23 protein-coding genes and 1 tRNA gene are annotated in these 21799 nt (G+C 63.7%); 17 read left to right on the top strand and 7 right to left on the bottom strand.

Features of this window, described 5'->3' with window-relative positions:
- Positions 1–54 precede the first annotated feature (54 nt).
- On the top strand, positions 55–1014 hold the full coding sequence (locus ACQZ2L_RS22875; RefSeq protein ID WP_430327979.1) for an AlgP family protein: 960 nt from the start codon (positions 55–57) through the stop codon (positions 1012–1014).
- On the opposite strand, the gene ACQZ2L_RS22870 is transcribed toward ACQZ2L_RS22875, so the two are convergent.
- The gene (locus tag ACQZ2L_RS22870; protein ID WP_430327978.1) at positions 990–1472 is read right to left on the bottom strand and encodes a TIGR02444 family protein; all 483 of its coding nucleotides are present in this window, start codon (positions 1470–1472) and stop codon (positions 990–992) included. The two genes, ACQZ2L_RS22875 and ACQZ2L_RS22870, sit on opposite strands and share 25 nt — an antisense overlap.
- Positions 1473–1522: 50 nt before the next feature.
- Here ACQZ2L_RS22870 and ACQZ2L_RS22865 point away from each other — a divergent pair, with 50 nt between their 5' ends.
- The 5 genes from ACQZ2L_RS22865 (at position 1523) to ACQZ2L_RS22845 (ending at position 5854) form a co-directional block, all read left to right on the top strand.
- Entirely contained in the window at positions 1523–3433 is a 1911-nt protein-coding gene (locus tag ACQZ2L_RS22865; protein ID WP_430327977.1) for an ATP-binding cassette domain-containing protein, read from the top strand.
- Positions 3433–4020, top strand: a complete 588-nt coding sequence (locus tag ACQZ2L_RS22860) for a mechanosensitive ion channel domain-containing protein (protein ID WP_430327976.1) — start codon at positions 3433–3435, stop codon at positions 4018–4020. Before ACQZ2L_RS22865 ends, ACQZ2L_RS22860 begins: the two co-directional genes overlap by 1 nt.
- A gap of 100 nt (positions 4021–4120) precedes the next feature.
- Positions 4121–4753 (top strand): LysE family transporter, encoded by a 633-nt coding sequence (locus ACQZ2L_RS22855; protein WP_430327975.1) that lies wholly within the window; start codon positions 4121–4123, stop codon positions 4751–4753.
- A gap of 149 nt (positions 4754–4902) precedes the next feature.
- The gene (locus ACQZ2L_RS22850; RefSeq protein ID WP_430327974.1) at positions 4903–5145 is read left to right on the top strand and encodes a DUF2789 domain-containing protein; all 243 of its coding nucleotides are present in this window, start codon (positions 4903–4905) and stop codon (positions 5143–5145) included.
- A gap of 70 nt (positions 5146–5215) precedes the next feature.
- Positions 5216–5854, top strand: a complete 639-nt coding sequence (locus tag ACQZ2L_RS22845) for an NADH:ubiquinone oxidoreductase subunit N (RefSeq protein ID WP_430327973.1) — start codon at positions 5216–5218, stop codon at positions 5852–5854.
- Positions 5855–5862: 8 nt separating this feature from the next.
- Here the strand turns inward: ACQZ2L_RS22845 and ACQZ2L_RS22840 are convergent, their stop codons facing one another.
- Both ACQZ2L_RS22840 and ACQZ2L_RS22835 read right to left on the bottom strand, forming a co-directional pair.
- Positions 5863–6300, bottom strand: a complete 438-nt coding sequence (locus tag ACQZ2L_RS22840; RefSeq protein ID WP_430327972.1) for a CBS domain-containing protein — start codon at positions 6298–6300, stop codon at positions 5863–5865.
- Between the two features lie 142 nt (positions 6301–6442).
- A complete protein-coding gene (locus ACQZ2L_RS22835) occupies positions 6443–7321 on the bottom strand; it encodes a LysR family transcriptional regulator (RefSeq protein ID WP_430327971.1) in 879 nt (292 codons plus the stop codon).
- Positions 7322–7425: 104 nt separating this feature from the next.
- On the opposite strand from ACQZ2L_RS22835, the gene ACQZ2L_RS22830 reads away from it, so the two are divergent.
- The gene (locus tag ACQZ2L_RS22830) at positions 7426–8196 is read left to right on the top strand and encodes a sulfite exporter TauE/SafE family protein (RefSeq protein WP_430327970.1); all 771 of its coding nucleotides are present in this window, start codon (positions 7426–7428) and stop codon (positions 8194–8196) included.
- A gap of 53 nt (positions 8197–8249) precedes the next feature.
- Here the strand turns inward: ACQZ2L_RS22830 and ACQZ2L_RS22825 are convergent.
- A tRNA-Arg gene (locus ACQZ2L_RS22825) sits at positions 8250–8326 on the bottom strand.
- Positions 8327–8679: 353 nt separating this feature from the next.
- Here ACQZ2L_RS22825 and ACQZ2L_RS22820 point away from each other — a divergent pair.
- The 8 genes from ACQZ2L_RS22820 (at position 8680) to ACQZ2L_RS22785 (ending at position 15915) form a co-directional block, all read left to right on the top strand.
- Positions 8680–9429, top strand: coding sequence for a GntR family transcriptional regulator (locus ACQZ2L_RS22820; RefSeq protein WP_181108527.1), 750 nt, complete (start codon positions 8680–8682; stop codon positions 9427–9429).
- Positions 9426–11150 carry a fumarate reductase/succinate dehydrogenase flavoprotein subunit gene (locus ACQZ2L_RS22815; protein ID WP_430327969.1) on the top strand — a complete coding sequence of 575 codons (1725 nt, stop codon included), beginning with the start codon at positions 9426–9428 and terminating at the stop codon, positions 11148–11150. Before ACQZ2L_RS22820 ends, ACQZ2L_RS22815 begins: the two co-directional genes overlap by 4 nt.
- Positions 11151–11210: 60 nt before the next feature.
- Positions 11211–11456 carry a 4Fe-4S dicluster domain-containing protein gene (locus tag ACQZ2L_RS22810; RefSeq protein WP_181108525.1) on the top strand — a complete coding sequence of 82 codons (246 nt, stop codon included), beginning with the start codon at positions 11211–11213 and terminating at the stop codon, positions 11454–11456.
- 127 nt (positions 11457–11583) lie between these two features.
- Positions 11584–12990 (top strand): ABC transporter substrate-binding protein, encoded by a 1407-nt coding sequence (locus ACQZ2L_RS22805; protein WP_430327968.1) that lies wholly within the window; start codon positions 11584–11586, stop codon positions 12988–12990.
- Between the two features lie 48 nt (positions 12991–13038).
- Complete coding sequence (locus tag ACQZ2L_RS22800; protein WP_430327967.1) at positions 13039–13821, top strand: ABC transporter permease; 783 nt, start codon at positions 13039–13041, stop codon at positions 13819–13821.
- On the top strand, positions 13821–14678 hold the full coding sequence (locus ACQZ2L_RS22795) for an ABC transporter ATP-binding protein (RefSeq protein ID WP_430327966.1): 858 nt from the start codon (positions 13821–13823) through the stop codon (positions 14676–14678). Before ACQZ2L_RS22800 ends, ACQZ2L_RS22795 begins: the two co-directional genes overlap by 1 nt.
- On the top strand, positions 14675–15640 hold the full coding sequence (locus ACQZ2L_RS22790) for a HEAT repeat domain-containing protein (protein WP_430327965.1): 966 nt from the start codon (positions 14675–14677) through the stop codon (positions 15638–15640). The genes ACQZ2L_RS22795 and ACQZ2L_RS22790 overlap by 4 nt, the downstream gene beginning before the upstream one ends.
- Positions 15640–15915, top strand: a complete 276-nt coding sequence (locus ACQZ2L_RS22785; RefSeq protein ID WP_430327964.1) for a gamma-butyrobetaine hydroxylase-like domain-containing protein — start codon at positions 15640–15642, stop codon at positions 15913–15915. The genes ACQZ2L_RS22790 and ACQZ2L_RS22785 overlap by 1 nt, the downstream gene beginning before the upstream one ends.
- A gap of 4 nt (positions 15916–15919) precedes the next feature.
- On the opposite strand, the gene ACQZ2L_RS22780 is transcribed toward ACQZ2L_RS22785, so the two are convergent.
- Positions 15920–16783, bottom strand: coding sequence for an ABC transporter ATP-binding protein (locus tag ACQZ2L_RS22780; protein ID WP_430327963.1), 864 nt, complete (start codon positions 16781–16783; stop codon positions 15920–15922).
- On the bottom strand, positions 16780–18318 hold the full coding sequence (locus tag ACQZ2L_RS22775; protein ID WP_430327962.1) for an ABC transporter permease: 1539 nt from the start codon (positions 18316–18318) through the stop codon (positions 16780–16782). The genes ACQZ2L_RS22780 and ACQZ2L_RS22775 overlap by 4 nt, the downstream gene beginning before the upstream one ends.
- A 364-nt stretch (positions 18319–18682) precedes the next feature.
- Here ACQZ2L_RS22775 and ACQZ2L_RS22770 point away from each other — a divergent pair, with 364 nt between their 5' ends.
- Together ACQZ2L_RS22770 and ACQZ2L_RS22765 are read left to right on the top strand one after the other, a co-directional pair.
- Positions 18683–19735, top strand: a complete 1053-nt coding sequence (locus ACQZ2L_RS22770) for an ABC transporter substrate-binding protein (RefSeq protein WP_430327961.1) — start codon at positions 18683–18685, stop codon at positions 19733–19735.
- Between the two features lie 41 nt (positions 19736–19776).
- Positions 19777–20682: a TauD/TfdA dioxygenase family protein gene (locus ACQZ2L_RS22765; RefSeq protein ID WP_430327960.1), complete on the top strand. Its 906-nt coding sequence runs from the start codon at positions 19777–19779 to the stop codon at positions 20680–20682.
- A 147-nt stretch (positions 20683–20829) separates the two neighbouring features.
- Here ACQZ2L_RS22765 and ACQZ2L_RS22760 read toward each other — a convergent pair whose 3' ends face one another.
- A complete protein-coding gene (locus ACQZ2L_RS22760) occupies positions 20830–21744 on the bottom strand; it encodes a LysR family transcriptional regulator (protein ID WP_430327959.1) in 915 nt (304 codons plus the stop codon).
- Positions 21745–21799: the final 55 nt, after the last annotated feature.

Below are 21799 nucleotides of genomic sequence, written 5' to 3'. Positions count from 1 at the left end.
GGTAGCAGCAGAAGCATAGTATGAGCCGCAATCTCATCAGCCAGGAGGTAAACCATGTCGGCCAAGAAGAAGCCAGTAAGTACGCCGTTGCACCTGCTCCAGCAACTTTCCGGTAGCCTGCTCGAACATCTGGAAGATGCCTGCTCGCAAGCGCTGGCGGATGCAGAGAAACTGTTGGCAAAGTTGGAAAAACAACGCGGCAAGGCGCAGGAAAAACTGCACGGCTCGCGGCTGAAACTGCAGGACGCTGCCCAGGCCGGCAAGGCCAAGGCGCAGAACAAGGCGCACAAGGCTGCCAGCGAACTTGAAGAAGTGCTCGACTCGCTCAAAGAGCGTCAATCGCAGACCCGCATCTACATCCAGCAGCTCAAGCGCGATGCGCAGCAGAGCCTGAAAATCGCTCAGGGCGTAGGCAAGGTCCGTGAAGCAGCCGCCAAGGCTCTCGAGCAACGCACTGTTGCCGAACCTGCTGCCAGCAAGGCGCCAGCCAAGGCAGCCGGCAAGAGCACTGCCAGCAAAGCCCCAGCCAAAGCCCCAGCTAAAGTCGCTGCAGTCAAACCTGCCGCCAAGCCAGCCGCTGCCAAAGCGCCTGTTAAAGCTGCCGCCAAACCGGCTGCCAGCAAGGCACCAGCCAAGGCCGCTGCAGCCAAGCCTGCCGTTGCCAAAGCACCGGCCAAAGTAGCTGCCAAGCCCGCTGCTACCAAGGCCCCAGCCAAGACTGCCGCTGCCAAACCTGCGGCCGCCAAAGCGCCAGCCAAACCTGCTGCTGCCAAGCCTGCAGCCAGCAAGGCGCCAGCTAAAACCGCTGCCGCCAAGCCCGTCGCAGCCAAAGCACCGGCCAAGGCCGCAGCAACCAAACCGGCTGCCAAGCCAGCTGCCGCCAAACCAGCGGCTGCCAAAGCAGACGACGCCAAAGCCAGCACCGCAGCAACCAGCACCAACTCGGCAGCACCAGCGGCAACGCCTGCCGTAGCGGCCAACACCCCAGCTCAGTCGCCGTCTTCGGCGTCCTGAAGGGCTGACGCTGCGGCGCGCAATTGATCCAGCGCGCCGTGGTCGCGGCACAGGTCCGGCGCCAGCCGGGCCAGCCAATCGTCCGCGGTCTCGGCCGAGCCTGCGGGCCATTGCTGCGAGCACGCCTGCAAACGCTCGAGCAAGGTTCTTTCAGCCTGTAGTTCCAGGCCCTTCAACTGCTCCCGCAACAGTGCCAGCGCGGCATCGCCCTGCGCTGCCATACGCCATTGCTGGCGCAGCGTGCGCAGTGGCTGGACCACCTCGATTCGCCACGGCTCAGCCAACGCCAGCAGGGCGCCCACGCGCTCATCGCTGACGCGTGCCCGGCGCGCTTGCAGCCAGCTTGCGCAGAGCAGCAGGCACACGTCGGCGCCGTCCGCCTGCAGTTGCAGGCAAGCCGCTTCAACCCCGGGCCGGGCGTACAGGGCCAGGGCGTAATTCCACAGGTCGGTGTGCATGGTTCCACTCGCGCTAGCGGCCGAGGAAGCTGGTAGACTCCGCGACCATCATGATCAGACTAACCAACCTCACTTTACAGCGTGGTCCGCAGCGCCTGCTAGATAGCGCCGAGATGACGCTGCACGCCGGTCATAAAGCCGGCCTCATCGGTGCCAACGGCGCCGGCAAATCCAGCCTGTTCGCCTTGCTGCGCGGCGAGCTTACGCCCGACGGCGGCGACTGCCAGCTGCCCGGCGACTGGCGCATCGCGCACATGCGCCAGGAGGTCGACACCCTCGATCGCGTGGCAGTCGACTATGTGCTCGACGGCGACCTGCGCCTGCGTCAGGTCCAGGCCGAACTGGCAGTGGCCGAGCAAGCCCACGACGGCACTGCGCTGGCCCGCCTGCACAGCGAGCTGGAGGGCGCCGACGGTTATACCGCCGATGCCCGTGCACGCAAGTTGCTGGCCGGCCTTGGCTTCAGCAACGAGCAGATGGACCGCCGCGTCGGTGACTTCTCCGGTGGCTGGCGGATGCGCCTGAACCTGGCCCAGGCCCTGATGTGCCCGTCCGACCTGCTGCTGCTCGACGAGCCGACCAACCACTTGGACTTGGACGCCATCCTCTGGCTGGAAGACTGGCTCAAGGGCTATCCGGGCACACTGCTGCTGATCTCCCACGACCGCGACTTCCTCGACTCGGTGGTCGACCACGTGCTCCACGTCGAGCAGCGCAAGCTGACCCTGTACAAGGGTGGCTACAGCGCCTTCGAACGCACCCGCGCCGAACGTCTGGCCCAGCAGCAACAGGCCTACGAGAAGCAGCAGGCGCAGCGCGCGCACATGGAAAAGTACATCGCCCGCTTCAAGGCGCAAGCGACCAAGGCCCGTCAGGCGCAGAGCCGGATCAAGGCCCTGGAGCGCATGGAAGAGCTGTCGGCGGCGCACGTCGATTCGCCGTTCGACTTCGTCTTCCGCGAATCGCAAAAAATCTCCAGCCCACTGCTCGACCTGTCCGAAGGCCGTCTGGGTTACGGCGACACCGCCGTGCTGGAGAAGGTCAAGCTGCAGCTCACGCCGGGTGCGCGGATCGGCCTGCTCGGGCCCAACGGCGCCGGCAAGTCGACCCTGATCAAAAACCTTGCCGGCGAATTGCAGCCGCTGGGCGGGCGCCTTGTGCGCGGTGAAAACCTCTCGGTCGGCTACTTCGCCCAGCATCAGCTGGACTCGCTGGACGACAAGGCCAGCCCGCTGCTGCACCTGCAGCGGATCGCCCCAACCGAGCGCGAGCAAACCCTGCGCGACTTCCTCGGCGGCTTCGACTTCCACGGCCCGCGTGCCGAGGAGCCGGTGGTGAACTTCTCCGGCGGCGAAAAAGCCCGGCTGGCCCTGGCCCTGATCGCCTGGGAACGGCCCAACCTGCTGCTGCTCGACGAACCGACCAACCACCTCGACCTGGAAATGCGCCTGGCGCTGACCATGGCCTTGCAGGAGTTCAGCGGGGCAGTGGTGGTGGTCTCTCACGATCGTCACCTGCTCAAGAGCACCACCGACGACTTCCTGCTGGTTGCCGACGGCAAGGTCGACACCTTCGACGGTGACCTCGATGACTACAGCCGCTGGCTGATCGACTACCGCCAGCGTAACGCACCGGTCAGCAGCACCCCGGTCAACCCGGACAAGACCGACAAGAAGGCCCAGCGCCAGGCCGCCGCCGCCCTGCGTCAGCAACTGGCGCCGCACAAGCGTGCTGCCGACAAGCTCGAAGCCGAGCTGGGCCAGGTGCACAGCCAACTGGCCGAGATCGACACGGCTCTGGCCGACAGCGGCCTCTACGAGCAGTCGCGCAAGGACGCTCTGCGTGACCTGCTTGGCCGTCAGAGCAAACTCAAGCAGCGCGAAGGCGAACTTGAAGAAGCCTGGATGGAGGCACTCGAGCTGCTCGAAAGCATGCAGGCCGAACTTGAGGCGTTGTCCTGATGGAAGACCTGCACGGCCTGCTGCCGGGGCAATGGATGGACTCGCTGTGGCTGGGCGCGCAGATTCTGCTGATCCTCGCCGCAGCGTTCATCCTGCAACGCTTTGTCGGCCGTTGCCTGAGCCGGCTGGGCGAACGCTACCCACTGCCACCGGAATTGCTGGTACCGGTACGTGGCGGCCTGCGCTGGTTGATCATGGGCAGTGCGTTGTTGTTCGTGCTGGAGCGTCTTGGCGTTTCGGCCACGGTGCTCTGGACCGCCCTCTCAGGCTTTGTCGCCGTAGCGGCGGTGGCGTTCTTCGCCATGTGGAGCGTGTTGTCCAACCTGCTCTGCGCGGTGCTGATCTTTACCGTCGGGCCGTTTCGTATCGGTGATGTCGTCGAGCTGGTGGAAACCCTCGACAAGCCGGGCGTGAAGGGGCGGGTGATTGCGATCAACCTGCTGTTCACCACCCTGATGGAAATGCCCGATGCCGGCGGCGCGCTGGTGCAGGTACCGAACAGCCAGTTCTTCCAGAAGTGCGTACGGCGCTGGCGCGGCACCGAGGTACCGGGTGTGACCAAGGATGTCGCCGTCCAGGCTGACTGAAACCGGCCGCTGCTCGTTCAATCCCACAAAAAACTACTGGTGATTTCGCCGCCAACCTCTTAGCTTAATGTTTTGCAATATATCCGCTATGAGGTGCTACATGTCGATGGAAACGTGGGTGGCGTTCTTTGCCGCGTGCTGGGTGATCAGCCTGTCGCCGGGGGCGGGGGCGATTGCCTCGATGTCCAGCGGCCTGCAGTACGGTTTCTGGCGTGGTTACTGGAACGCCCTGGGCCTGCAACTCGGTCTGCTGCTGCAGATCGCGATCATTGCAGCCGGGGTGGGAGCCATCCTCGCCGCCTCGTCCACCGCGTTTCAGGTGATCAAGTGGTTCGGCGTGTTCTACCTCGTGTACCTCGCCTACAAGCAGTGGCGCGCGCTGCCCATGGACATGAGCGCCGAGTCACCGATACGCCCGATCGGCAAGCCGCTGAGCCTGGTGTTTCGTGGTTTTCTGGTCAACGTCAGCAACCCCAAGGCGCTGGTGTTCATGCTCGCCGTGCTGCCGCAGTTCATCGACCCGCATCAGGCGCTGCTGCCGCAGTACCTGACCATTGCCGCGACCATGGTCTGCGTCGACCTGCTGGTGATGGCCGGTTACACCGGGCTGGCCTCGCGGGTGCTACGGCTGCTGCGCACGCCTAAACAGCAGAAGCGTCTGAACCGGACCTTTGCCGGGTTGTTTGTCGGCGCCGCAGCATTCCTCGCCACCCTGCGCCGGGCGCCGCTGTGACGCTTGTTGGATAAAAAGTGCAAATTGCTTCGACCTTGAGTGGCTTGGCTGCTGTCTATCTTTGAGCGAGGTGGCTGCGGCCACTTCATCTATCACTCAACCAGCGCCGGGCCGGCGTCGTCGACGGCCAGCTTGGCGAGGAGGCACCCATGGAAGCACCGACTCATCAGTTTGCCGACCTGTTCATGCAACTGGGGCTGGAAAACGATGCGCAGAGCATCGACCAGTTCATCACCTTGCACTCGCCGCTGAAAAACGAAATCAAGCTGGTCGATGCGCCGTTCTGGAACGACTCGCAGCGCGCATTCCTCAAAGAAGCGGTGCTGGAAGACGCCGACTGGGCAATCCCCTTCGATCAACTCAACGAGGCCCTGCGTCGCCCCCGCAAATAAAGCGCCGAGCGGCACCTGATGGGTGAAGTGGCGTTGCTATGCTGAGGTAAAACAACAAGGGGATAGCGTGATGAAAGATCCCTATGCAGCCGGTTTCTGGTGCACCCTGGCAATCCTCGGCACCCTGACCACCGGCTACTTCTACGGCATCCGGCACACCCATCAGCTGAACCAGGCCGTGCAGTTTCTGTACGCCGCTGCTGCGGTCACTGCGGCAGCGGCGCTCTGCGGGCTGGCCTGGATCGCCTGGCAGCACTTGCAGCTGAACCGGCGCGAACTCAGCCAGGGCCACACGCTGGTCACCATCTGGAACACCAAAGTTGCCCTGCGCCGGGTCGAAACCGTTTTCGACCGCTATTTCTGGGGCAGTTACTGGCACTCCGGGCGCACCTTCGAAGAGGTCATGGGCGAGCTCAAGGGCACGCCGCTGGAGCAGAGCCTGGACGCGCTGAAGTGCCAATGCCGCGAGCTCGACCGCGAAATCCACGACCCGCACCAGCACTGGCTGGCATTCGCCGGCGACCTTTCCAGCGTGGCCACGGCCATGGCCCGTGAGCGCTACCAGCTGGACCTGGGCGATGGGCCGGTGGCCGGCAAGGGCGGCACGGCCGTACTTAACCGTGATCTGGAAGTGCTGGTGTACACCTGGTCAGCGCGCCTGCGCAGCTTCGACCATCAGCTGGATGAGCTGGAAAGCGCTTATCACTGAAGCAACCGTCACTCGCCGCGAATGTACTGCTGCAGCTGGCTGATCAGGTTGGCCTGCTCGGTGATGGTTTCCTTGACCAGGTCGCCGATCGACAGCAAGCCGAGCAGCTTGCCCTCACTGACCACCGGCAGGTGGCGCAGATGGCGGTCGGTCATCAGCTGCATGCACTCATCGAGCTTGGTCCTGGGTTCAACCGTGATTACCGCTGCGGTCATGATCTCGGCCACCGTGGTGAACGGCGACGAGCGGCCCTTGAGCATCAGTTTGCGCGCATAGTCGCGTTCACTGACGATGCCTACCACCTGCCCGTCTTCAACCACCGGTAAGGCACCGATGTTTTTTTCCGCGAGCAGCTTCAGCGCCGCCAGCACCGATTCGGTTGGGCCGATGGTGTAGACGGTCTGGTGCTGTGCTTTGCTCTTGAGGATTTCGTCGACGGTTTTCATGCAGGCCTCGGTGCGCGAATGGGGGGATGCTCAGGTAAATAAAGCATCCGCCAAGGCGCTTTGCACGGCAACGCGGAAAACGGCATGGAGTCGATTGAAAAACGTCATGGCAGTGCTTGAGCGACAAGGGTGGTGCCCTCTATCAAGCTGGCTCGGCGTCCCGGAACTCAGCACCGAGCAGCGCCGCAAAGCCGTCTTTGGCAGGGTGGCGGCCAGTGTGCTTGTTCCAGATAAAGTAATTCTGCACTGGCGCCAGGTCGGCGAAGCTGAAGCCGCTGATCCCGCCAATGTTCTTGAACTGCTCAAACAAGCCTTTTGGCACCAGCGATACGCCTTCCCCCGCGCGAACGCAGCCCAGAATAGTGCCGTAGCTGGCAATACTGGTGATGTCCACCGCCAGCCCGTGCGGCGTCAGCCAGCGTTGCAGCGACTGCCGGTACGGGCAGCCTTCAGGCCACATCAACCAGGTTCGCCCCTGCAGATCGAGCGGGCTGTGGATAACTCCCGAGTCGGCCGCCGCGATGACTACCAGCTCTTCGCGGAATATCGGCGAGCGCTCTACGTCGGGATGCTCGACATTCACCGCAACCACAGCGCCGTCCAAGGTGTGATTGACCACCTCGGCCACCAATTGCGACCAGGTCGCCGTGCTGAACTGCATGTCGACGGCGGGGTGTTGCTGCCGATACTTTGCCAACAGTGCAGGTAAGCGGCCGGTTGCTGCCGACTCGATGGCGCCGACGCGCAGCATTCCTGAGGGTTTGGCATCGGCATCGAGCGCTCGGCAGGCTTCCTGGCACAGGGAGAGTATGCGATTGGTGTAGTCGAGAAAAAGCGTGCCCGAAGGGCTGATGACCAAGCCTCTGCCTTTACGAATGAACAGGGGTACACCCAGCTCTTGCTCCAGCTGTTTGATCCGGTTGGTGATGTTGGAGGGTACGCAGTGCAGGATTTCAGAAGCGCGAACGATGCTGCCCTGGTCGGCAACCACTTTGAACATGGTGAGTTGGGCCAGCTCCATGAATGCATCGCTCACTGAAAGTGAAGGGTCGAGTGAGTATAAGTAACTTGTCCCGGCAGGCTCAACGCACCTAGTTTGTGAGCTCTGCCACGGGCGACACACTCATGTTATTTGAAACCAGCATTTATCTATTGGGCCTGTTCGCTTTCTGCGCAGGCCTGATCGACGCCGCCGTAGGTGGCGGTGGCCTGATACAGCTACCCGCACTGCTGCATGCGCTGCCGCAGCACGCCATACCTACCGTGCTGGGCACCAACAAACTGGTGGTGCTGGCCGGTAATCTGTCTTCGATTTTTACCTATATCAAAAGAATACGCATTGTCTGGAAGCTGATGCTGCCGACCATGGTGGCTGCATTTGTATTTGCATTCCTCGGTGCGCTTTCGACTTCGTTGATACGAAAAGACCTGATGGAATTACTGGTGTTTTGCATCCTGGTAGTGATGGCGATATATACCTTTGCCAAGAAAGATCTGGGCCGCTCGCACACGCATTCAACCTGCGGGCCCAAGGAAATTGCGCTGGGTGTTTTGTTCGGTGCTTTGATCGGCTTTTACGACGGGGTATTTGGCCCCGGCAGCGGCAGCCTGCTGCTGTTTGTATTCGTGAAGTACTTTGGCTTCGACTTTCTCAATGCCTCTGCCTCGGCAAAGCTGGTGAACCTGGGCACGTTCAGCGCTGCACTGCTGTTTTTTGCGCCAGCGGGGCATGTGTTGTGGGCGCTTGGCGGGGTGGTGGCGCTGTTCAACATGGCCGGATCACTGGCCGGGGCTTTTCTGGCCTTGCGCTATGGCAGTGGGTTTATCCGGATCCTGTTTCTGATCCTGCTGGTGTTTCTGATCGGCAGGATGGGCTTGTCGTTGCTGGACAGGTGAGGTCCGCACAAACGAAAAAGCCCCGGGACAAGTCCCAGGGCTTTTTCTTGATATGGCGCACTCGGCGGGATTCGAACCCACGACCCCTGCCTTCGGAGGGCAGTACTCTATCCAGCTGAGCTACGAGTGCAACGCGGCGCAATGATACCCATCTTGGCCTAGCGCGTCCATCGCCTTGATCTGTAGCCGTTTTCGCTGTGAAGCTGAGCGACGCGGTCCCTGTAGGAGCGGCCTTGTGTCGCGAAAGGGTCGCGCAGCGGCCCCGGCGATCTTGTGGCGATAAATAGATCCTGGGGCCGCTACGCGACCCATTCGCGACACAAGGCCGCTCCTACAGGGAGCGCGCTGTGATGGATACTCGTGCGGGGTGCATTTACACAGCGCATATCCATATTCGATATCAGTATTTCCCCCGCCATCCCCACACCCAATATCCTCTGGTCACAACTTGTTATAACAAGTAACCGACCAGCGAAGAAAACCATGGCCCAATTGCTCCCCTTGTCTCCCGTACCGCTGTACACCCAGCTCAAACAACTGCTGCGCGAGCGCATTCTGGATGGCAGCTACCCGCCACACAGCCGCATGCCGTCAGAAAGCGAGCTGGGCAAGGCGTTTGCGGTCAGCCGCATCACCGTGCGTCAGGCGCTGGGTGATCTGCAGAAGGAAGGGCTGATTTTCAAGATTCACGGCAAGGGCACCTTCGTGGCCAAGCCCAAGGCGTTTCAGAACGTCAGCACCTTGCAGGGCCTGGGCGAGTCGATGACGCAGATGGGCTATGAGGTCATCAACCGTCTACGCAGCCTGCGCCATGTGCCAGCTTCGGCGCTGGTAGCGGAGCGTCTGCAGCTGGAGGAGGGCGCGTTGGTCACCGAGATCCGTCGGGTGCGTTTGATCAACCGCGAGCCGGTGTCGCTTGAGCTGACTTGGCTGCCCAAGGCCATCGGCGAAAAGCTGGAGAAGGCCGACCTGGTTACCCGCGACATCTTCCTGCTGCTGGAAAACGACTGCGGCATCGCCCTTGGCCATGCCGACCTGGCCATCGACGCAGTGCTCGCCGACAGCGACCTGACCCAGGCGCTGCAGGTCGAGGAGGGTTCGCCGATCATGCGTATCGAGCGCCTGACCCACGCCGCCGATGGCACGCCGCTGGACTTTGAACACCTCTACTACCGCGGCGATGCCTTCCAGTATCGCCTGCGCATCGACCGCCACAAGGGGCCCAAGGCATGAGTATCGAGACCCAGGACTACGACTTGGTCATCATCGGCGGCGGTACAGCCGGGCCGATGGCGGCGATCAAGGCCAAAGAGCACGACAAGAGCCTGCGCGTGCTGCTGCTGGACAAAGCCAACGTCAAACGCAGCGGCGCCATCAGCATGGGCATGGATGGCCTCAACAACGCCATCATTCCTGGCCACGCCACGCCCGAGCAGTACACCAAGGAAATCACCGTGGCCAACGATGGCATCGTCAACCAGACGGCGGTGCATGCCTATGCCACCCACAGCTTCGAGACCATCGAGCAGCTCGACCGCTGGGGGGTCAAGTTCGAGAAGGACGAAACCGGCGACTACGCGGTGAAGAAGGTCCATCACATGGGCGCCTACGTGCTGCCGATGCCCGAAGGCCACGACATCAAGAAGGTGCTGTATCGCCAGCTCAAGCGCGCGCGGGTCGAGATCAGCAACCGCATGGTCTGTACCCGGCTGCTGCTCGACAGCGACGGCGCGGCGGCCGGGGTGCTCGGCTTTGATTGCCGCAGCGGCGTGTTCAAGGTGATCCGCGCCAAGGCCGTAGTGCTCGCCTGCGGTGCCGCCGGGCGCCTTGGCCTGCCGTCGTCGGGCTACCTGATGGGCACCTACGAAAACCCGACCAACGCCGGCGACGGTTACGCCATGGCCTATCACGCTGGCGCCGAACTGGCCAACCTCGAGTGCTTCCAGATCAACCCACTGATCAAGGACTACAACGGCCCGGCCTGCGCCTACGTGACCGGCCCGCTGGGCGGCTACACCGCCAACAGCAAGGGTGAGCGCTTCATCGAATGCGACTACTGGAGCGGGCAGATGATGTGGGAGTTTCACCAGGAGCTGGAGGGCGGCAACGGCCCGGTGTTCCTCAAGCTCGATCACCTGGCTGAAGAAACCATCCAGAACATCGAAGAGATCCTGCACAGCAACGAGCGCCCCAGCCGTGGCCAGTTCCACGCCAACCGCGGCACCGATTACCGCCAGCACATGGTCGAGATGCATATCTCGGAAATCGGCTTCTGCTCCGGCCACTCCGCGTCCGGAGTGTGGGTCAACGAGAAGGCCGAGACCAGCGTCAAGGGCCTGTATGCCGCTGGCGACATGGCCGCAGTGCCGCACAACTACATGCTTGGCGCCTTCACCTATGGCTGGTTTGCCGGCATCAACGCCGCCAAGTACATCGCCGGGCGTGCGTTTGCCGAGGTCGATCAGGGCCAGGTCGAGCGTGAGCGTGAACGGGTGTTTGCACCGCTGCTGCGCGAGCACGGCCTGCCGCCAGCGCAGGTCGAGTACAAGCTGCGGCGCATGGTCAACGATTACCTGCAGCCGCCCAAGGTCACCAAAAAGATGGAGATCGGCCTGACCCGCTTTGCCGAAATCGAGCGCGACCTGGCGCAGATGAAGGCCAACAACCCGCACGAGCTGATGCGCGCCATGGAAGTCACGGTGATTCGCGACTGCGCCGAGATGGCCGCACGGGCCTCGCTGTTCCGTGAAGAGAGCCGCTGGGGCCTGTATCACCACCGGGTCGACTTCCCGGAGCGCAACGATGCCGAGTGGTTCTGCCACTGCCATCTGAAGAAGGACGAACAGGGCCACATGACCAGCTTCAAGAAAGCCGTCGAACCCTACCTGATCGCCCTCGATGCCGACGAACAGACCGCCTACGACCGCCTGCGCGTCAAGGCCGATGCAGCCTGACCGGCAGCACCCGCGTGCAACTCGAATCAAGAGAGCCACAGGCTCCAAGGACTCCGTGAAATGGCCTACCAACCGCAGGAAATCTTCTTTCGCAGCAGCGCCCCGGTAACCGTCGACGAAGACAAGTGCATCGCCGACAAGGGCTGCACAGTGTGTGTCGAGGTCTGCCCGATGGACCTGCTGGCGATCAACCCGGCCACGCAAAAGGCCTACATGGCTTTCGACGAATGCTGGTACTGCATGCCCTGTGAAAGCGACTGCCCGACCGGCGCTGTCAAGGTCGACATCCCCTACCTGCTGCGCTGAACCCCAGCCCAGCGCCCCGCCATCCGGCCCACCACCGGACGCCGCACTTGCAAGCCCCTCGTTTCCCACCACCCAGCCGGTGGCGGAGACGACTCCTATAGCTAAAACGATTCGAGGGGATACACCCATGCGCCTTGTAGCAACCGTGGCCGGCCTGACGCTGGCAATCATTGGCCTGAACGCCCAGGCCGAAACCATCCGCATCGCCATCGGCACCCAGGACACCACCATCAACTGCGCCACCGGCGGCCTGCTGATCCGCGAACTGGGCCTGCTCGACAAGTACCTGCCGCATGACGGCAAGTACCAGGATGCGACCTACCAGATCGAATGGAAGAACTTCACCAGCGGCGCGCCGCTGACCAACGAGATGGTCGCCGGCAAGCTCGACTTCGGCGCCATGGCCGACTTCCCCGGCGCGTTCAACGGCGTTGCCCACCTCGACGCGGGCAAGCGTAGCCTGTTCATCAGCGTGCTCTCGGGCAGTGTCCATGGCAGCGGCAATGGCATCGTGGTGCCGGCGGCATCGAGCGTGCAGTCGTTGGCCGAACTCAAGGGCAAGACCATCTCCGTGTCGTTTGCCTCGACCGCCCACGGCATGCTCCTGCGTGCAGTAGCGGCGCAAGGCTGGGACCCGCAAAAAGACGTGCGGATCATCGCCCAGGCGCCAGAGATCGCCGGCTCCGCGCTGCGCAGCAACCGCATCGAAGCCCACGCCGACTTCGTCCCGTTCGCCGAGTTGTTCCCCAATCGCGGCTTCGCCCGCAAGATCTACGACGGCTCGCAAGCCAATGCACCGACCCTGCACGGCGCGTTGGTGGATGCCGACTACGCGAAAAAATACCCTGAGGTGGTCACCGCTTATCTGCGCGCCAGCCTTGAGGCCGACCGCCTGATCGCCGCAGAACCGGAGAAGTACAGCGAGCTGATCGAGAAGGTCACCGGTATCGAAGCCGAGGTCAACTACCTGTTCCACGGCCCGCTTGGCCTGCAGACCCGCGACCTGACCTGGAAGCCGGAATACCGCAAGGCCGTCGCTACCTCGATCGACACCCTCAAGCTGCTGAAAAAGACCGACCGCGGCCTCGACATCGACCAGTTCATCGATGACCAGTACATCCGCGCCGCCTTCAAGCAAGCCGGCCTCGACTATGAAAAGGCCCTGAGCAACTACGACCCGCTGCCACTCAAGGCCAACGATGCGCTGACCGGCAAGCCGATCAGCGACTTCAGCCGGCTGGCGCAGATCTGGGTGCGTGGCGAGCCCAAAGTGCGTCACTACGCTTCGCCGGAGTCGGCGCTCAGCGCCCTGGCCCAGCTTGAGCAAGAGGGCAAGGACATCCGCGCGATCTACGCACAGGCCGCCGACAGTGGCATCAAGCTGCTGGCCAACCAGGCCTGGTTTGTGCGCAACGGCAAAGGCGAGCTGGCGGCGTTTCTGCTCAAGGATCAGGCCGAGCAGTTTGCCAAGGCCCACGGCGGTGAAGCGCTCGACTTCGTCAGCGCCAACCAGAAGCTGGTCGCCCAGCGCTGAGTGGTTGGCCCTTGGCTGATCGCGCCGAGGGCCTGCCTGGAGAGTTTGATGACTAGCACCTTCACCCGCGGGCCGCTGCGGCTGGCTTCATTGCTGGCGTGCCTGCTGTTTTGGCATATCGCCGCCAGCAGCAAGCTGGACTTCGGCCTGTTCACCTTTACCTACGTGCCAACCCCCGGCGCGGTGCTGGCCGCCGCCTGGCAGCTATTGCTGTCGAGCAACCTTGGCAACCACCTCAGCAGCAGTCTGGTGCGGGTGTTCGCCGGGTATCTGATCGCGGCCGTGCTCGGCGTGAGCCTTGGCCTGGCCATCGGCCGCTCGAAATGGGCTGAAGACACTCTGCTGCCGCCGCTGGAAGTGCTGCGGCCGATCCCGGCTGTGGCGTGGATCCCGCTGGCGATCCTGATGTTTCCGTCGTCGGAGCTATCGATGGTGTTCATCACCTTTACTGGCGCGCTGTTCCCGATCCTGCTCAATACCGTGCATGGCGTCGAAGCAGTCGACCCACGGCTGATCGCTTCGGCACGCAGCCTGGGTGCCGGGCGCCTGGCGATTCTGCGCGAGGTGATCCTGCCGGGCGCCTTGCCGAGCATCGTCACCGGCCTTGCGATCGGCATGGGCACCTCGTGGTTCTGCCTGGTCACCGCCGAGATGATCGCCGGGCAGTTCGGCATCGGCTATTACACCTGGGAGTCCTACACCTTGCAGAACTACCCCGACATCATCGTCGGCATGCTCCTGATCGGCGTGCTCGGCATGGGCAGCAGTGCCCTGGTCAAGCGCCTCGGTGCGCTGGCCACGCCTTGGTATCGGCCACGGAGGAGCGCTTGATGAGCAGTTATCAACAGGCTGCAGAACCTGGCCGCATCGAAGCGCGCGGCGTGTCGATCCGTCTGGGGCAGGGCAGCCAGGCCTTCGAAGCGGTGCAGACGCTCGATTTTGCCATCAAGCCAGGCGAGTTTGTGTGCATTCTCGGCCCCTCGGGCTGCGGCAAGTCGACCTTGCTCGGCGCCCTGGCCGGGCACCTGCGCCCCAGCGCCGGGCAGCTTGAGGTGGATGGGTTGGCCGTCGACGGGCCATCGCCGCAGCGCGGTATGGTGTTTCAGCATCACACCCTGCTGCCATGGCGCAGCGTGCTCGACAACGTCGCCTTCGGCTTGAAGATGCAAGGCCAGGGCAAGGCTGAGCGCCACCGCCGAGCCCAGGAAATGCTCCAACTGGTCGGCCTTGGCGACTTTGCCGAGCGCTGGCCAAACCAGCTTTCCGGCGGCATGCAGCAGCGCGCCGAAATCGCCCGGGTACTGATCAACCGGCCGCGCCTGCTGTTGATGGACGAGCCGTTCGGCGCCCTCGACGCGCAGACCCGCTCGCGCATGCAGGAGCTGCTGCTGGACATCTGGACGCGCATCCGCACCACCGTGGTGTTCGTCACCCACGACATCGACGAGGCGCTGTTTCTCGCCGACCGCATCCTGGTCATGAGCCCGCGCCCGGGGCGCTTTATCGAAGACCTGCAACTGAGCTTCGCCCGCCCGCGTCAGGCCAGTTTGCTTACCAGCCCTGAGTTCACCCATCTCAAGCGTCACTGCCTGGCCCTGCTGCGCCACGAAGAAGGCCGCGAACTGCCGCGCCTGACTCCGCTGGGGCTGCCCGACACTGACCATCCACCTTTACGGATCGCCCTATGAACGCACGAACCAGCGACAACCCGGACATTCTTGACCTGCTGCCGCGCCTGCAAGACGCTGACGCCGCCGTGCGCCGTATTGCCTTGATTGACCTCGCCGATCTTGAAGAACCCGACGGCACGCCGTGGTTGACCGACGCCTTGCTGGTCGACCCGGCTGCCGAAGTACGCGCCGAAGCTGCACGCCTGCTCGAAGCCTGGGAGCAACCTGACGTTGTCCAGGCATTGTGCGCAGCGCTGGCCGACAGCGCCGAGCCGGTGCGCCTGGCCGCGGCGCAGAGCTTGAGTGAACTGAAGACGATCGAAGCGGGCGCCTTGATCCTGCCCTGGGTGCAGCATGCCGACGGCTTTGTCCGCGCCAGCGCTCTGCGCGCCTTGCGCGAACTGCGCCTGGAAGATGCCGCCGGCCCAGCGCTGCTGGCGCTGGACGATGCCGAGGCCGCCGTGCGCCGCGAAGCCGTGGGCATTCTCGGCTGGCTCAAGCACGTCCCAGCATTGCCGGCATTGGCCCGCCTGGCCGCGCAGGAGCCAGACACCGAGGTGCGCCGCGCTGCCATCGGCGCGCTGGGCTTGGCGCGTGACGCCGCGGTGTTGCCAGCGCTTACGACCGCACTGCTCGACGCCGCCTGGCAGGTGCGTGAAGAAGCCGCGACCACCTTGGGCAAGGTCGGCCATATCGATGCCGGGCCGGCGCTGGCGGCCGCATTGCAGGATGATTACTGGCAGGTGCGCCTGCGAGCAGCGCGGGCGCTGGGCCGCTTGCGTTATCGCGCCGCCTTGCCGGGTTTGGCCGAGTTGCTCGGGCACAGCATCGCCAACCTGCGCAAGGAGGCCGCCTTGGCCTTGGGCGAACTGGGCGACAGCGCTGCACTGGCGCCGCTGCACAAAGCCGAGGCCGACAGCGACCCGGAAGTGCGCAAGGCCGTGCGCATCGCTCTGGCGCAACTGCAAGGCGCCGCCTGATGAACGCCCCGCAAGCGTTGCGCAACCGGCGCGGGCAGGGCGAGCTGGAAGTGCAGTGGCCAGACCTGCTGCAGGTGATCAGCCACACCCGCCTGCGCGGCGCCTGCCCCTGTTCGCAATGCCGCGCCGCCCGGCTGCGCGGGGCAATCGGGCTGGTCGTCGATGATGTGCAGGTCGTGCGTATCGAAGCCCAGGGCTACGGCGTGCAACTGGTGTTCAGCGATGGCCACGAGCGCGGCATCTATCCATGGCGTTACCTGCGCGATCTGGGCTGAGCCCTTACAAGGCAATCAGCTCCGGGCGCAGGCCCTCGACCCGCTGCGATGCCGGCTTGAAGTAGCCGCCGTCGCCGGTGATCTGATGCAGCACCCGCTCGCGCAAACCATGCAGCGCCACCCCTGTGCGCTGGCGCGGGTGCGGCAGGTCGATCTCGACCACCGCCTTGATCCGCCCTGGGCGTGGTTTCAGTATCACTACTCGATCAGCCAGGTACGTCGCCTCTTCGGCATCGTGGGTGACCAGCAAGGTGGTGATGCCTGAGCGTTCGCGGATCGCCAGCAATTCGTCCTGCAACTGCTGGCGGGTCAGGGCGTCGAGTGCGCCGAATGGTTCGTCCAACAGCAGGATGCGCGGGCTGGCGACCAAGCCGCGGGCGATGGCCACGCGCTGGGCCATGCCGCCAGAAAGCTGATGCGGGTACGCCGTCTCGAAGCCAACCAGACCCACCAACTGCACGAACTCATGCACGCGGCGGGCGCGTTCGCCCTGGCTCAATTTTTCGTTGACCAGCCCCAGGCCGATGTTCTGCTCGACTGTCAGCCACGGGAACAACCGGTGCTCCTGAAAGACAATGCCGCGCTCGCCGCCGATGCCCTGCACCGGCTTGCCATCGACGTGAATGCTGCCGCTGTAGTCGGTATCCAGGCCCACCAGCAACCGCAGCAAGGTCGACTTGCCGCACCCGGAGGCTCCGACGATGGCAATGAACTCACCTTCGTTGATGGCCAGGTTGAAGTTGTTGATCGCCTCGAATGGCTGGCCATCGACGGTGAAGGTCTTGCCGACCTGCTCGAAGCTCACCAGCGCTGGTGTGGTGTCGGCTTGATTGGCGGCGTGCAGGGTCGAGGTGTTGAAGGCGTTCATTCAGTTCTCCAGCGCGTGGCGCGCGATTCGAGGCGTTGTCCAAGGTTACCCAGCAGGGCGCCGATCAGGCCGATCAGGACCATCGCCGCCATCACCTGGTCCATGCGGAACAGCTGCTGCGCGCCGAGCATCAGGCTGGCGATACCGCCATCCGACGGCATGAAGTATTCGGCGCCGATGGTGCCCAGCCAGGCATAGATCAGCGACAGGCGCAGGCCGGCAAATATTGCGGGGGCAGCGCCGGGCAAAATCAGCAGGCGCAAGCGTTTGGGCAGGTTAAGGCCCATCACTTGGGCAGCTTCTCCCAGCTGCGGCGACAGGCTGGCGATGCCGCGCTGGGTTGCAATGAACAGCGGGAAGAACGCTGCCAGGCCGACAAACACCAGCTTGGCCGCTTCGCCCAGACCGAACCACGCCGTGAGCAATGGCACCCAGGCAAAGATCGCCACCTGGCGCAGGGCTGATAGGGTAGGGCCGAGGGTTCGTTCGGCGGTTTTCGACAAGCCCAGCAGCACACCCAGCGCAAAGCCTGCGCCACCGCCCAGCAGCAAGCCGCTCAGTGCTCGCTGCAGACTCAAACGCAGTGCCTCCAGCAGCGAGCCGTCGGCGATGCCTGCCTGCAGGCTGGCCAGCACGCCCAGTGGCGAAGTAAGAATATTGTCGTCGACCCAGCCAAAGCTGCTGGCTGCCTGCCACAGCGCAAGCAGGCCCAGCGGCAACAACAGCCCCTGCCAGGCCCGCGGCACTTGCGCCCGGCTTTGCTCGCCGGTGGCCGCTTGCGGCCAGAACAGCAGGCGTCGTTCAAGGCTGCTGAAACCACGGTCCATCAAGAACCCGACTGCGCCGATCAGTACGATGCAGAGGAACACCAGATCGAGCATGAACAGCTGCCGACCCCACACCATCAGGTAGCCGATGCCCTCACTGGAGGCCAGCAGCTCAACGGCCAGCAGCGACGTCCAGCCTGTCGCCAGCGCCAGCCTGACCCCAGCCAGAAACGACGGCAGCGCAGCCGGCAACAGCAGCCGGCGAAACAGCAGATGCGCTGGCAGGCGCAAGGTCGCGGCGGCTTCCCGCAGCTTGGGTTGGGCATCGCGCACGCCTACCAGCGTGTGCAGGGTCACCGGCACCACCACCGCCTTGATCAGCACCACCAGCTTGAGCAGCTCGCCGATACCGAAGAACAGCATGAACAGAGGGATCCAGGCCAGCGTCGGGATCTGTGCCAGGGCAATGAACGTCGGCATTACCAACGTCTGTGCCCTGCGCGAAGCCCCCAGCCAGGTGCCGAGCAGCAACCCGCCGGCAATGCCCGCGAGCAACCCCCAAAGCAGCCGCTGCAAACTTATCCACAGATGCCCCCAAAGCTCGGCACTGCCAAACTCCAGCGCACTCTGCCAAACCAGCGCCGGCCCCGGCAGAATCTGCTCGCTCATCCAATGCCAGCGGCTGGCCACCACCCACAACAGTGCCAAACCCATTGGTACTACCCAGGCCAGCCACCCTTGGCCGGAGCGGCCTTGTCGGGGCGCCATGCCGGACGCAATAGGGCTGCCCGGCAACCGCGGCAATCCCCGTCCCTGTCGCAAAATTTCGCCCATCGGGCCCTCCAACAAACCGCAATTAACATATTCAATAAAAGAATAAAAAAACACAGATAGATAATCTCAAGACATAAGACCATGCATCCCCCGCATCGAGAACCCCCCACTCAATGCGTTCTTCTCATATTTCAAATGCACATTCCGCAACCCCGCCGACACCCCCCGCCAACTCTGATTTATGCCTTTTAGTTACTAAAACATGCACATTCAGTCTTTGTTACTTCTAACTATCCTTGCCTAGCTTCTGCCCAAAGCGCCGGCCCTTGCCGGTGGCAGCCTGCCAAGGAGCCGTGCCATGAAAACCCCACTGCGTTACCTACTCACCCGCTTCGCCCCGACCGTGCTGGCCGGCCTGCTGAGCAGCTTCGCCCTGACTACTCAGGCCGCCGAAGTCGACAGCATCCGCATCGCCGTGCCCGACCTCAGCGCCGGCAGCAAGCCCAGCGCCGGTGGTGTGGTCGACGTGCTGCGCAGCCAGCAACTGCTGGAAAAGGAATTCGCCAAAGACGGCATCAAAATCGACTGGCACTTCTTCAAGGGCGCCGGCCCGGTGATCAACGAAGCGCTGGCCAACGGCCAGGCCGACTTCGCCTACCTCGGCGACCTGGCGGCGATCATCGGCAAGGCCAATGGCCTCGATACGCGGGTGCTGTCGGCCGGCGTGCGTGGGGTCAAGAGTTACCTCGGCGTGGTGCCGGGCTCGGGCATCAAGACCCTGGCCGACCTCAAGGGCAAGCGCGTGGCGGTGTTCCGCGGCACGGCCAACCAGCTGTCGTTCGCCAGCGCGCTGGCCAGCCAGGGCTTGTCCGAACGCGACCTGAAAGTCATCAACCTGGATTTCAACGCGGCCAATGCCGCCATCGCCGCCAAGCAGATCGACGCCACCTGGGGCCTGTCCAACCTGCTCTCGCTGCGTGAACGCGGGCTGGTCGAGCTGCCAGTCAGCTCGCGCGACCTCAAGGGCGCCGGCAGCACCCAGGCGGTGCTGCTGGGCACCGGCGAGTTCATCCGCCAGCACCCCGAGCTGACTGCCCGTTTGGTCAAGGCTCAGGAACAGGCCAGCCAATGGCTGCGCGACGAGCACAACCGCCAGGCATACATCGACCTGGTGGCCACTACCGCCAACTACCCGCGGGTGATTCTCGAAGGCGACCTGGCTGAGGAAAACCTCGCCGAGTACTTCGATCCACGGCTGGACGCCGAGTTTGTCGGCCTGCTCCAGCAAGGCGTCGATCTGGCCGCCAAAGAGCGCCTGATCCGCCGTGGCTTCCAGGTCTCCGAATGGATCGAGCCACGCTTCCTCGACGCTGCCCTGCAACAGACCCAGGCCACCCAGGCCGCCCGCTGATTATCACAACCGCCCGTCATATGACCGTGAGGACCACCGCTATGAGCAACGCCGCACTGGCTACCACGCCACACACCGCTGCACTGGAAATCCTGCCGATTGGCGGCCGCATCGGCGCCGAGATCCGCGGCATTGCGCTGTCGGCCGAGCTGGACGCCGCCAGCATCGACGCCATCCAGGCTGCCCTGGTGGAACACAAGGTGATCTTCTTCCGCGCCCAGCATCACCTCGACGATGCCGCCCAGGAAGCCTTCGCCAAACGCCTCGGCGAGCCGGTCGCGCACCCGACCGTGCCGGTACTCGACGGCAGCCATTACCTGTTTCAGCTCGACGGCGCCGAAGGCCAGCGGGCCAATGCCTGGCACACCGACGTGACCTTCGTCGATGCCTATCCGAAAGCCTCGATCCTGCGCAGCGTGGTCGCTCCGGCTTCCGGCGGCGATACCGTCTGGGCCAATACCGCAGCCGCCTACCGCGAACTGCCGGAGCCGCTAAGGGAGCTGGCCGACAAGCTCTGGGCCGTGCACAGCAACGAATACGACTACGCCGCGGCCAAGCCGGATGTCAGCCCGGAGAAGCTCGAGCGCCACCGCAAGGTGTTCACCTCGACCGTTTATGAAACCGAACACCCGGTGGTGCGTGTGCACCCCATCAGCGGCGAGCGCGTGCTGCAACTGGGCCAGTTCGTCAAACGCATCAAAGGTTATTCACAGGCCGACTCTGCGCACCTGTTCGCGGTGCTGCAAGGGCATGTCACCCGCCTGGAAAACACCGTGCGCTGGCGCTGGCAGGTCGGTGATGTGGCGATCTGGGATAACCGCGCCACCCAGCATTACGCGCTGGACGACTACGGCACTCAGCCGCGCATCGTGCGCCGGGTGACCTTGGCCGGCGAAGTGCCGGTGGGGGTTGATGGGCAGTTGAGCCGGACTACTCGTAAAGGCTGATATGGCTGGGGGCCGCTTTGCGGCCCTTCGCGGGCAAGCCCGCTCCCACAGGTTTCGGCGGCGCTGCATGACCCTGTGGGAGCGGGTTCACCGGAACGCCGGACCGCCGCGAAGGCCGCAAAGCGGCCCCAGATCGACTAGACATACTCAAATCTCGCTATCACAAGCCAGCAACTGCCTGACCAGCCCCTGCGCCAACGGCGACAAGCCATATCCCACCCGGCTGACCACGCCATAGCGGGTGTAGCACTCGTCTTCCTGCTCCTGAGTCAGGTCGACCAGTTGCAGTGCCACCAGCCCACCTTCCCCCTGATACGGCCGCAGATTGGCGCTGCAGGCGATGCCGATGGTGTCCGAGTGCGCGACCACATTGAGCAGCGCATAACCATGCTCACACTCGACGCTAGGCAAAAAGTCCTGGCGGCCACTGAGGTCGCTGAGGATCTTGCGGATGTTCGGCGGGCGGAAGGTAGTCGCCAGCGGATAGTCGAACAGATCCCGCGCGCGCACTTCTGCTTGCTTGGTCAGCGGATGCCCGGCGCGGCAGCAGAAGTGCCAGCGCTGCGGCGTCAGCTTGTGCACGCGGTAGTCCGGATCGGCTTCGAACTGACGCGTGTCGGCGACAAAGAACTCGATCTCTTCGGCCATCAAGCGGCGGTTCAGCGCCTGCCAGTTATCCACCTGAAAACAGGTGCGCGCCGCCGGGTACTCGGCAACGAACCGCGCCACCGCCCGCGGCACCAACCCACCCGCAGGCGCTGGCCCCGAGCCGAAGCGGACCAGGCCGGTAGTCGCGCCGTTGAACTGGTTGATCTCGTTGGCCAGGTTATGTGCGCCATGTACCAGCCGACGCGCGTGCTCAAGCACCAGCAAACCCTGCCGGGTCGGCGCCAGCTCCTTGCTGGCGCGGTCGATCAGGCGACAGCCGACGTTGTGCTCGAGGGTCTGGATGCTTCGGCTGAAGGCCGATTGCGACAGGCTCACGGCGACGGCCGCAGCGACGAAGCTGCGGTGCTCGACCAGGGCGATGAAGTGGCGCAGTTGGCGCAGATCTATATGCATTTTCTACATTAAAACTTTCGGTGAAATGCAATTGGCAGGAGGGGTTGTGAACCTT

This window comes from Pseudomonas shirazensis (assembly GCF_050496565.1).
Lineage (GTDB): Bacteria > Pseudomonadota > Gammaproteobacteria > Pseudomonadales > Pseudomonadaceae > Aquipseudomonas > Aquipseudomonas shirazensis_A.
This window is presented reverse-complemented; position numbering and strand designations above follow the sequence as displayed.

What these genes read in the sequence shown, in the direction of transcription:
- ACQZ2L_RS22875 (WP_430327979.1), top strand. Translation starts at nt 55, where the DNA reads ATGTCGGCCAAGAAGAAGCCAGTAAGTACGCCGTTGCACCTGCTCCAG.
- ACQZ2L_RS22870 (WP_430327978.1), bottom strand. Translation starts at nt 1,472, where the DNA reads ATGCACACCGACCTGTGGAATTACGCCCTGGCCCTGTACGCCCGGCCC.
- ACQZ2L_RS22865 (WP_430327977.1), top strand. Translation starts at nt 1,523, where the DNA reads ATGATCAGACTAACCAACCTCACTTTACAGCGTGGTCCGCAGCGCCTG.
- ACQZ2L_RS22860 (WP_430327976.1), top strand. Translation starts at nt 3,433, where the DNA reads ATGGAAGACCTGCACGGCCTGCTGCCGGGGCAATGGATGGACTCGCTG.
- ACQZ2L_RS22855 (WP_430327975.1), top strand. Translation starts at nt 4,121, where the DNA reads ATGTCGATGGAAACGTGGGTGGCGTTCTTTGCCGCGTGCTGGGTGATC.
- ACQZ2L_RS22850 (WP_430327974.1), top strand. Translation starts at nt 4,903, where the DNA reads ATGGAAGCACCGACTCATCAGTTTGCCGACCTGTTCATGCAACTGGGG.
- ACQZ2L_RS22845 (WP_430327973.1), top strand. Translation starts at nt 5,216, where the DNA reads ATGAAAGATCCCTATGCAGCCGGTTTCTGGTGCACCCTGGCAATCCTC.
- ACQZ2L_RS22840 (WP_430327972.1), bottom strand. Translation starts at nt 6,300, where the DNA reads ATGAAAACCGTCGACGAAATCCTCAAGAGCAAAGCACAGCACCAGACC.
- ACQZ2L_RS22835 (WP_430327971.1), bottom strand. Translation starts at nt 7,321, where the DNA reads ATGGAGCTGGCCCAACTCACCATGTTCAAAGTGGTTGCCGACCAGGGC.
- ACQZ2L_RS22830 (WP_430327970.1), top strand. Translation starts at nt 7,426, where the DNA reads ATGTTATTTGAAACCAGCATTTATCTATTGGGCCTGTTCGCTTTCTGC.
- ACQZ2L_RS22820 (WP_181108527.1), top strand. Translation starts at nt 8,680, where the DNA reads ATGGCCCAATTGCTCCCCTTGTCTCCCGTACCGCTGTACACCCAGCTC.
- ACQZ2L_RS22815 (WP_430327969.1), top strand. Translation starts at nt 9,426, where the DNA reads ATGAGTATCGAGACCCAGGACTACGACTTGGTCATCATCGGCGGCGGT.
- ACQZ2L_RS22810 (WP_181108525.1), top strand. Translation starts at nt 11,211, where the DNA reads ATGGCCTACCAACCGCAGGAAATCTTCTTTCGCAGCAGCGCCCCGGTA.
- ACQZ2L_RS22805 (WP_430327968.1), top strand. Translation starts at nt 11,584, where the DNA reads ATGCGCCTTGTAGCAACCGTGGCCGGCCTGACGCTGGCAATCATTGGC.
- ACQZ2L_RS22800 (WP_430327967.1), top strand. Translation starts at nt 13,039, where the DNA reads ATGACTAGCACCTTCACCCGCGGGCCGCTGCGGCTGGCTTCATTGCTG.
- ACQZ2L_RS22795 (WP_430327966.1), top strand. Translation starts at nt 13,821, where the DNA reads ATGAGCAGTTATCAACAGGCTGCAGAACCTGGCCGCATCGAAGCGCGC.
- ACQZ2L_RS22790 (WP_430327965.1), top strand. Translation starts at nt 14,675, where the DNA reads ATGAACGCACGAACCAGCGACAACCCGGACATTCTTGACCTGCTGCCG.
- ACQZ2L_RS22785 (WP_430327964.1), top strand. Translation starts at nt 15,640, where the DNA reads ATGAACGCCCCGCAAGCGTTGCGCAACCGGCGCGGGCAGGGCGAGCTG.
- ACQZ2L_RS22780 (WP_430327963.1), bottom strand. Translation starts at nt 16,783, where the DNA reads ATGAACGCCTTCAACACCTCGACCCTGCACGCCGCCAATCAAGCCGAC.
- ACQZ2L_RS22775 (WP_430327962.1), bottom strand. Translation starts at nt 18,318, where the DNA reads ATGGCGCCCCGACAAGGCCGCTCCGGCCAAGGGTGGCTGGCCTGGGTA.
- ACQZ2L_RS22770 (WP_430327961.1), top strand. Translation starts at nt 18,683, where the DNA reads ATGAAAACCCCACTGCGTTACCTACTCACCCGCTTCGCCCCGACCGTG.
- ACQZ2L_RS22765 (WP_430327960.1), top strand. Translation starts at nt 19,777, where the DNA reads ATGAGCAACGCCGCACTGGCTACCACGCCACACACCGCTGCACTGGAA.
- ACQZ2L_RS22760 (WP_430327959.1), bottom strand. Translation starts at nt 21,744, where the DNA reads ATGCATATAGATCTGCGCCAACTGCGCCACTTCATCGCCCTGGTCGAG.